At 60.0% G+C, this 8138-nt stretch carries 9 protein-coding genes; 6 read left to right on the top strand and 3 right to left on the bottom strand.

Annotated features, from left to right (window positions below):
* Window positions 1–104: 104 nt before the first annotated feature.
* Window positions 105–1136: a LacI family DNA-binding transcriptional regulator gene (locus AB4Z35_RS10730; protein ID WP_442096982.1), complete on the bottom strand. Its 1032-nt coding sequence runs from the start codon at window positions 1134–1136 to the stop codon at window positions 105–107.
* A 215-nt stretch (window positions 1137–1351) separates the two neighbouring features.
* Here AB4Z35_RS10730 and AB4Z35_RS10725 point away from each other — a divergent pair, with 215 nt between their 5' ends.
* Window positions 1352–1885: a gluconokinase gene (locus AB4Z35_RS10725; protein WP_007985173.1), complete on the top strand. Its 534-nt coding sequence runs from the start codon at window positions 1352–1354 to the stop codon at window positions 1883–1885.
* 81 nt (window positions 1886–1966) lie between these two features.
* Window positions 1967–3319, top strand: a complete 1353-nt coding sequence (locus AB4Z35_RS10720) for a GntP family permease (protein ID WP_442096979.1) — start codon at window positions 1967–1969, stop codon at window positions 3317–3319.
* Between the two features lie 421 nt (window positions 3320–3740).
* Here AB4Z35_RS10720 and alaC read toward each other — a convergent pair whose 3' ends face one another.
* Window positions 3741–4958: an alanine transaminase gene (gene alaC, locus AB4Z35_RS10715; RefSeq protein WP_442096977.1), complete on the bottom strand. Its 1218-nt coding sequence runs from the start codon at window positions 4956–4958 to the stop codon at window positions 3741–3743.
* 139 nt (window positions 4959–5097) lie between these two features.
* On the opposite strand from alaC, the gene AB4Z35_RS10710 reads away from it, so the two are divergent.
* The 3 genes from AB4Z35_RS10710 to AB4Z35_RS10700 all read left to right on the top strand — a co-directional run bounded on the left by AB4Z35_RS10710 (window position 5098) and on the right by AB4Z35_RS10700 (window position 6899).
* Complete coding sequence (locus AB4Z35_RS10710) at window positions 5098–5760, top strand: LysE family translocator (protein ID WP_007997783.1); 663 nt, start codon at window positions 5098–5100, stop codon at window positions 5758–5760.
* A gap of 66 nt (window positions 5761–5826) precedes the next feature.
* Window positions 5827–6312: a GyrI-like domain-containing protein gene (locus AB4Z35_RS10705; protein WP_442096975.1), complete on the top strand. Its 486-nt coding sequence runs from the start codon at window positions 5827–5829 to the stop codon at window positions 6310–6312.
* Between the two features lie 98 nt (window positions 6313–6410).
* On the top strand, window positions 6411–6899 hold the full coding sequence (locus AB4Z35_RS10700) for a GNAT family N-acetyltransferase (protein WP_442096973.1): 489 nt from the start codon (window positions 6411–6413) through the stop codon (window positions 6897–6899).
* A 136-nt stretch (window positions 6900–7035) separates the two neighbouring features.
* Here the strand turns inward: AB4Z35_RS10700 and AB4Z35_RS10695 are convergent, their stop codons facing one another.
* Window positions 7036–7521 carry a GNAT family N-acetyltransferase gene (locus AB4Z35_RS10695; RefSeq protein WP_442096971.1) on the bottom strand — a complete coding sequence of 162 codons (486 nt, stop codon included), beginning with the start codon at window positions 7519–7521 and terminating at the stop codon, window positions 7036–7038.
* A 141-nt stretch (window positions 7522–7662) separates the two neighbouring features.
* Between AB4Z35_RS10695 and AB4Z35_RS10690 the strand changes: the two genes are divergently transcribed.
* Window positions 7663–8088 (top strand): YybH family protein, encoded by a 426-nt coding sequence (locus AB4Z35_RS10690; RefSeq protein WP_007997765.1) that lies wholly within the window; start codon window positions 7663–7665, stop codon window positions 8086–8088.
* The last annotated feature ends 50 nt before the right edge of the window (window positions 8089–8138 follow it).

Below are 8138 nucleotides of genomic sequence, written 5' to 3'. Positions count from 1 at the left end.
CATTCAGGAAGATCGAGTGCCCGGGTTTTACGACTGCTTCGCAGCCGGACGCAGGCTTCGCCAGCTGCTACACAACAGTGTGTTCAGCGAGCCTGCTCGTCACATCAGGTACTCTCGCGCACCTTCAACTCAAACCCCATGTCCTGCACCGGCCTGGCCACGGTATTGCCGGCCATCAGTGTCAGCATCTGCTCTGCCGCGCGCCGGCCAATGGCTTCGCGCGGGGTGTTGATGCTGCTCAGGCGCGGGACCATGTGCTCGGACATGGGCAGGTCATTGAAGCCGAGGATCGCCACTTGCTCGGGGATCTTGATCCCGTGTCGCATCGCTTCGAGCAGGGCGCCCTGGGCCAGGTCGTCGTTGCCGAAGAAGATCGCATCGACATCGGGGTGACTGGCCAGCAGTTGCAAAAACAGCTCGCCGCCCAGGCCAACCGAGGAAGAGCGTGGCGTCAACACTTCCAGGTCCGGGTCATACAAACCGGCCTTTTGCAGGGCTTTGCGGAAGCCTTCGCCGCGCAGCAACGTACGCTGATCCAGCTGTGCACCGATGTAGGCCAGGCGTTTGCGACCACGGGACAGCAGGTGCTCGGCCGCCGTTTCGCCAGCGGCCAGTTGCGAGAAACCCACGCAATTGAGCCCGGCCGCACTGTCCAGCTCCATCATGTACACGCAAGGAATATTGCTGGCTTCGATCATCCGCCGCGAACTTTCGGTGCGGTCGAAACCGGTCAGCAACAAACCGCGCGGCTGATACGCCATGTAATTGCGCAGCAGGTTTTCTTCTTCATCGCGCGAATAGTGGAAGTTGCCGATCAGCACTTCGAAGCCCTTGGGCCGCAGGACCTGATGAATGGCTTCCAGGGTGTCGATGAACAGCAGGTTGGACAGCGACGGCACCAAAACCACGACTGACTGGCTCTGGGCCGAGGCCAGGGCGCGGGCGGCAGGGTTGACCACGTAGTTGAGTTCCAGCGCCGCTTTCTGCACCTTTTCCACCAGTTCGGTGGCCACGGTGCTGACGCCGCGCAGGGCGCGGGACGCGGTAATCGGACTGACGCCGGCCAGGCGGGCTACTTCGTTCAGGGTAGGGCGGCCAGTGGTGCGGGTATTTTTATCGTTCTTGGTTGGGTTCATCGACGGCTTGCCAAACAAAATTCAAGGCACTAAGGTAGCGCTGTCTTGATGCAGCTGCAAATGCGTGAGCGAGGGTTCGCCTGATCCTCGCTTTTTGGTATCGGGACCTAACCTGCTGCAACCCATAAAATGACAAGAAAGGCGTCGGCAACTACTGCTTTTGGTCTAGTGTCATAACTGGCAAAGGTAGCGCTGTCTGCGCGCTGAGGTGTTACATGAATCATCCCATCACCGCCCTGGTCATCATGGGCGTTGCCGGTTGCGGCAAAACGTGCGTCAGCGAGGCCCTGTGCCAACTGAGCGGCGCCACGGCCATTGAAGGCGACTCTTTCCACCCTGCCGCCAATATCGAAAAGATGAGCGCGGGGATCCCCCTGAACGACGAAGACCGCGCCGGCTGGCTCGACAGCCTGTGCGATGAACTGCGCCGTGTCGACGCCAAGGGCCAGCGCCCGGTGCTGACCTGTTCGGCGCTCAAACACATCTATCGCGAACGTCTGCGCAGTGCCTTGCCGGGCCTGGGCTTCGTGTTCCTCGAGCTGACCCCCGAAGTGGCCGCCGACCGTGTGTCCCATCGGCCGGGCCACTTCATGCCGTCGACCCTGATCGCCAGCCAGTTCGCCACCCTCGAATCGCCCGTGGGCGAGCCGTTGACCCTGGCGCTGGATGCTTCGACCCATAGCGTCGAGCAACTGGCTGCCCAGGCTCATGTCTGGTGGCAGGCGCACGGCCTGAAGCAGGCGGTATGACTGTGTTTACAAAGACAGCGCTGTCCTCACGGCTTCTGACTAACCCGCTTCAATAACAACAACAACCAGGAGACACCCCCAATGTTTGGCATGTCCCACGAGACGTTCCTGCTGCTCGATGCAGTGGTCACGGTGATCGGGCTTATCGTCCTGATCACCAAGTTCAAGTTCCACCCGTTCATTGCCCTGACCATTGCCGCCGCTTTCCTCGGGCTGACCTCCGGCATGCCGATCGGCACCATCATCAAGGCGTTCCAGGACGGCTTCGGTGGCGTACTTGGTTTTGTCGGTATCATCCTCGCGCTGGGCACGATGCTCGGCAAAATGATGGCCGAATCGGGCGGTGCGGATCAGATTGCACAGACGTTGATCCGCGCCTTCGGCAAGGACAAGGTGCAGTGGGCGATGATGTTCGCCGCGTTCCTGGTCGGCATTCCGTTGTTCTTCGAAATCGGCTTCGTGTTGCTGATTCCGCTGGTGTTCATCGTGGCCCGCCGCACCGGCGTGTCGATCATCAAGATCGGTATCCCGTTGCTGGCCGGTCTGTCCGCGGTACACGGCCTGGTGCCGCCGCACCCGGGGCCGTTGCTGGCCATCGGCGTGTTCGGTGCCGACATCGGCAAAACCATTCTGTACGGCCTGATCGTGGCGCTGCCGACGGCCATCATTGCAGGTCCGATCTTCGGTACGTTCATTGCCAAGCACATCCCCGGCCATCCGAATCAGGAGCTGGTGGATCAACTGGCGCGCGAGTCGGATTCCGCCGATCTGCCGAGTTTTGGCATCACCCTGGTCACCGTGCTGTCGCCGGTGTTCCTGATGTTGCTCAAGACCKTTGCCGACGTAGTGCTGCCGGACGGCAACTTCTTCCGCACCTTCATGGACCTGATCGGTCACCCGATCTCGGCGCTGCTGCTGGCGTTGCTGCTGTCGCTGTACACCTTCGGCCACAAGCAGGGCATCGGTTCCCAACAGATCCTGAAATGGCTGGATGCGAGCCTGGCGCCGACCGCCGCGATCATCCTGATCATCGGTGCCGGTGGTGGCTTCAAGCAGATGCTGGTGACCAGCGGTGTGGGTGACGTGATCGGCCACATGGCGGTGGCCGCGCAGATCTCGCCGATCCTGCTGGCCTGGCTGGTGGCGGCGGTGATCCGTATTGCAACCGGTTCGGCGACCGTGGCGACCATTACCGGCGCCGGCATCGTGGTGCCGGTGGTGGGGATGATTCCGGGTGTGAACCGTGAGCTGCTGGTGCTGGCCACCGGTGCCGGTTCGTTGATCCTGTCTCACGTCAACGACGCCGGTTTCTGGCTGGTGAAGCAGTACTTCAACATGACCGTGGCCGAAACGTTCAAGACCTGGACCGCGATGGAAACCATCCTGTCGGTGGTAGGCCTGGGCTTCATTCTGTTGTTGTCGCTGTTCGTCTAAGCGATTCAGCAGGCACAAAAAAACCGCAGCGATGCGGTTTTTTTTGGGGTGATGATTTTGTGGGTGAACACAATTCAAATGTGGGAGCGGGCTTGCTCGCGAAAGCGTCGTGTCAGTCAACCAAGATGTTGTTTGATATACCGCATTCGTCGGATCGCCGCCCGGAGCAAGCCCGCTCCCACAATGTTATGTGTTGTCAGTTAGGCCTGGGCTTTATTCTGTTGTTGTCGCTGTTCGTCTAAGCGATTCAGCAGGCACAAAAAAACCGCAGCGATGCGGTTTTTTTGTGGGTGATCGATTTCAAGACTGAACACAGTTCACTGTGGGAGCGAGCTTGCTCGCGATGAGGGTATCAAATCCAACAACAATGTTTACTGATCCACCGCCATCGCGAGCAAGCTCGCTCCCACAGGTTTTTATGTCAGGCGTTGGTTTTCTGTACTAGCCCATCCGCCCGGAACATCCCGCGAATCCCGCGCACGGCCTGGCGAATCCGGTCCTGGTTTTCGATCAGTGCAAAGCGCACATGATCATCGCCGTACTCGCCAAACCCGACACCCGGCGAGACACACACCTTGGCTTCGGCCAGCAGTTTCTTGGCGAATTCCAGCGACCCTAGATGTGCATAGGCCTCGGGAATCTTCGCCCAGACGTACATCGAAGCTTTCGGGTTTTCCACCATCCAGCCCAGTTCATGCAGGCCCTTGACCAGCACGTTGCGGCGCTGCCGATACTGTTCGGCGATGTCGCGCACGCATTGCTGATCGCCTTCCAGCGCCGCAATCGCCGCCACTTGCAGCGGGGTGAAGGTGCCGTAGTCGTGGTAGCTCTTGATCCGTGCCAGGGCGTTGACCAGCTCCGGGTTGCCGACCATGAAGCCGATGCGCCAGCCCGCCATGTTGTAGCTCTTGGACAGGGTGAAAAACTCCACCGCAATGTCCTTGGCCCCCGGCACCTGCATGATCGACGGGGCTTTCCAGCCGTCGTAGACGATGTCGGCGTAGGCCAGGTCGTGCACCACCAGCACGTCATACTGCTTGGCGAGGGCGATGACGCGCTCGAAGAAATCCAGCTCCACGCACTGGGCGGTGGGGTTGGACGGGAAGCCGAGAATCATCATCTTCGGTTTCGGGATCGAGCCGCGAATGGCCCGTTCCAGTTCAGCGAAGAAATCCACGCCAGGAATCAGCGGCACCGAGCGCACCTGGGCGCCGGCAATCACGGCACCGTAGATGTGGATCGGGTAGCTCGGGTTCGGTACCAGCACGGTGTCGCCCTGATCCAGGGTGGCCAGCATCAGGTGCGCCAGGCCTTCCTTGGAACCGATGGTGACAATGGCTTCGCTTTCCGGGTCGATGTCGACCTCGTAGCGGTCCTTGTACCAGTTGGAGATCGCCCGGCGCAGGCGCGGAATACCCTTGGACGTGGAGTAACCGTGGGTGTCTTCGCGCTGGGCGACAGTAACGAGTTTTTCGACAATGTGCGGCGGCGTGGCGCCGTCGGGGTTGCCCATGCTCAAGTCGATGATGTCTTCGCCACGACGACGGGCGGCCATCTTCAGCTCGGCAGTGATGTTGAAAACGTAAGGGGGGAGTCGATCTATGCGCGCAAAGCGGCGCGGCGAACCTTGTTCGGCCATTGTTGCCTCGGATAACGTAAGCGCCCGGAACCGTCCGAGCGACGCAGGTCACTGCGGTGACCTGTGGCGGAATGTAAGGGCAGCTGTGGCAGACTGTCCAGCCTCAAAGTAAACAAATTTGTCCGAAGGATAGGGTTCGATGGAATTTACCAGCGGCTTCTTGCTGAGCCTCTCGCTGTGCCTGGATATCGGCGTGGCCAACATCGCGATGATCACCCTGGCCATGCAACGCGGCTATTTCCAGGGCTTTGCCCTGGGCCTCGGGACCTGCGTCGGCGACCTGATCTACGCGGTGCTGGCGCTGGCCGGCATGACCGTGTTGCTGCAATACGAAAGCGTGCGTTGGGTGTTGTGGATCGGTGGTTCGGCGCTGCTGGTGTACTTCGCGGCGAAGATGATCTATTCGGCGATTCACCACGAAGCGGTGCTGGCGCAATCGGCCGAGGTGGGACACAACTCCTATCGCAAAGAGTTCTTTCGCGGGATTTTCCTGGCCATGTCGTCGCCCAGTGCGATTCTCTGGTTCGCTGCGGTGGGTGGCACGCTGATCGCTCGTTCCGGTGGCGGTGGCGCCCTCAGTTCGGCACTGTTTCTCGGCGGTTTTCTCTGCGCGGGGATTCTCTGGTGTGTCGGGCTGTGCTTTGCCGCGAGCCACGGCGGCAAGTTGCTCGGCGACAAATTGCTGCGTTACTCCTACATGGCATCGGCGGCGATCTTCTGCTATTTCGCGGTCTACGTGATTCTATCTGGCTATAACGAGTTCGTCGGTGCCGCTGCCGTCGAGCAATTGCACGCGCTGTAATTGGGCGAATCGGGTTTGGCTTCTATACTCCCAGCCGAACCCATTTTATGTGTCAGGAGTCGAGTCATGGATGAGTTAGCACGCGTCGAACTGACGCAACCGCGCTTCGAACATGGGCATTTCCTGCTGATTGCAGGGCTGGGCGGTCGATTCACCCAGCAAACCACCCAAGGCATTCCCGAGCTCTGGGAAAAATTCATCCCGCATCTGGGCCGTATTCCGGGGCAAAAAGGCGAAGTCACCTACGGCGTCTGCTGCAATTTTGACGGCAAGGGCGGCTTCGATTACATCGCTGGCGTCGAGATCAGTAAACTCGACGACTTGCCGGAAACCTATCGCTGGGTGGAGGTGCAGCCGCAGCTATACGCGGTGTTCGAACACAAGGGGGCGTTGGACACCTTGCCACAAACCTTTCGCTACATCTTCGACACCTGGCTGCCACAGTCCGGGCACCAGGCGCTGGACGCCCCGGAATTCGAACGCTACAGCGAAGACTTCAACCCCAAGCTCAACACCGGCAAGCTGGAAATCTGGCTGCCGATCAAGGCGTGACACGTGCATCGAGAGGCGGATCAGCCGATTCGTCTCTCGATGTCCCACGGCGGCTGATTTATCATTCCCGGCCTTTCCCATGCTGATCCCGAGCTGCCATGAACACCGTCATCCGCAACGTCACCCCCGCCGATCTGGACCGCTGCTTTGCCATCGAAACCGTTGCCTATGAAGGTGACGAAGCCGCCACCCGCGAGAAGATCGCCACCCGCATCGCCACCTGGCCCGAGGGTTTTATCGTGGCGGAAGTGGACGGCGTGGTCGCCGGTTTCATCAATTCCGGTGCGGCGTTCCAGGTGGAAATGTCGGACGAGGCGTTCAAGGAACTGATCGGCCACGACCCGGCCGGGCCGCACGTGGTGATCATGTCGGTGGTGGTGTACCCGGATTATCAGGGGCAAGGCCTGGCCAAGCGCCTGATGGGCGAATTCATCGAGCGCATGCGCGCGATGGGCAAGGTCAGCATCAACCTGATGTGCAAGGAGCGGCATATTCCGTTGTATGCCGGTTTTGGCTTTGCCTACGTCAAGCCTTCGGCATCCGACCATGGCGGCATGGCGTGGCATGAGATGATGCTCGAACTCTGACCCGACATAGATCCTCTGTGGGAGCGAGCTTGCTCGCGATGGCGGCGTAACATTCAACAAAGATGTCGACTGATCATCCGCTATCGCGAGCAAGCTCGCTCCCACAGTGGTTTTGTGGTGTTGGTGGGGGCCGTGTTCAAAACACCAACCCCATCCGCCGTTCATAACCGATCCGCCCCTTGTACGCCTCGCCGCTGTCAACAAAGCCAAACCTTGCATACAGCGCGATGGCGGCTTCGTTGTCGGCATCCACCGACAACTCCAGCCCCCTGATTTCCGGCCAGGCCAGGCGTGCCGCCTCGGGCAGCGCTTGCAGGCAGGCCTTGCCGAAGCCCTTGCCTTGGGCGCGTTGGTCGACTTGCAGGGCATGCAGCGTGGCGCTGCGTTCATCGGCCCAGGCCGGCAACACCGGCGGGCGCTTGAGCAGCAGGAACGCGACGGGAACATCCTCGGCCAGCAGGGCGAAGCCCTTGACGCCGGGGCCGGGCCGGGACAACAGGGTGTGCAGGGCGCCGTGGATATCACCGGAGAACCTGATTTGCTCCGGATGCACTTCGATGGCCTCGACCTGTTGGCGCTGCAGCGTGTTCAGGCTTTCATAGGGCACGAGTCGGGCTGTCACTGGAGTGTCCTTTTTCCTGCATAAATGAGTCTCGGATTCTAGCGAGTCTGGTCGTTTGGATTATTTTTATTTCACCTGTCGATTTGCCGGATCGCCGGACGACTAAGGGTGTCTTCACTATAAAAACCACGGAGAACCACCATGAACTCGCAAACCCAGATCCAGAACCTCATCGAGAACTATCGTCAGGCGGTCATGACCAAGGACATTGAAAAAGTCATGGCCCTGTATGCCGATGACATCGTCTCCTTCGACGCGGTCAAGGCCCTGCAATTCAAAGGCAAGCCGGCGTATCGCGCGCATTGGCAGGCCTGCATGGAAATGTGCCCCGGCCCGCACATCTTCGAATTCCACGAAATCACCATCGAGCCGTCCCAGGAAATTGCGTTCGCTCACTGGCTGGCCCATTGCGGTGGCACCAACGACAAGGGCGAAACCCAGGCCTGCTGGATGCGTGTCTCGCAGTGCTATCGACAGGAAGCCGGGCTGTGGCAGATAGTCCACGAACATTGGTCGGCACCGTTCGACATGACCAGCGGTGCGACGCTGTTCGATCTCAAACCCTGATCGTCGGGAAGCCGAGCCGGAATGCCAATCAGCGACCATAGTTGATCGTT

This window comes from Pseudomonas sp. KB_15, from assembly GCF_052114525.1.
In the GTDB taxonomy this organism is placed as follows: Bacteria; Pseudomonadota; Gammaproteobacteria; order Pseudomonadales; family Pseudomonadaceae; genus Aquipseudomonas.
The sequence above is the reverse complement of the archived record's forward strand: the minus strand, read 5'-3'. Positions and strand labels throughout refer to the sequence as shown.

Excerpts from the sequence above, each read along its gene's own strand:
- AB4Z35_RS10730 (WP_442096982.1), bottom strand. The coding sequence starts at position 1,136 with ATGAACCCAACCAAGAACGATAAAAATACCCGCACCACTGGCCGCCCT.
- AB4Z35_RS10725 (WP_007985173.1), top strand. The coding sequence starts at position 1,352 with ATGAATCATCCCATCACCGCCCTGGTCATCATGGGCGTTGCCGGTTGC.
- alaC (WP_442096977.1), bottom strand. The coding sequence starts at position 4,958 with ATGGCCGAACAAGGTTCGCCGCGCCGCTTTGCGCGCATAGATCGACTC.
- AB4Z35_RS10710 (WP_007997783.1), top strand. The coding sequence starts at position 5,098 with ATGGAATTTACCAGCGGCTTCTTGCTGAGCCTCTCGCTGTGCCTGGAT.
- AB4Z35_RS10705 (WP_442096975.1), top strand. The coding sequence starts at position 5,827 with ATGGATGAGTTAGCACGCGTCGAACTGACGCAACCGCGCTTCGAACAT.
- AB4Z35_RS10700 (WP_442096973.1), top strand. The coding sequence starts at position 6,411 with ATGAACACCGTCATCCGCAACGTCACCCCCGCCGATCTGGACCGCTGC.
- AB4Z35_RS10690 (WP_007997765.1), top strand. The coding sequence starts at position 7,663 with ATGAACTCGCAAACCCAGATCCAGAACCTCATCGAGAACTATCGTCAG.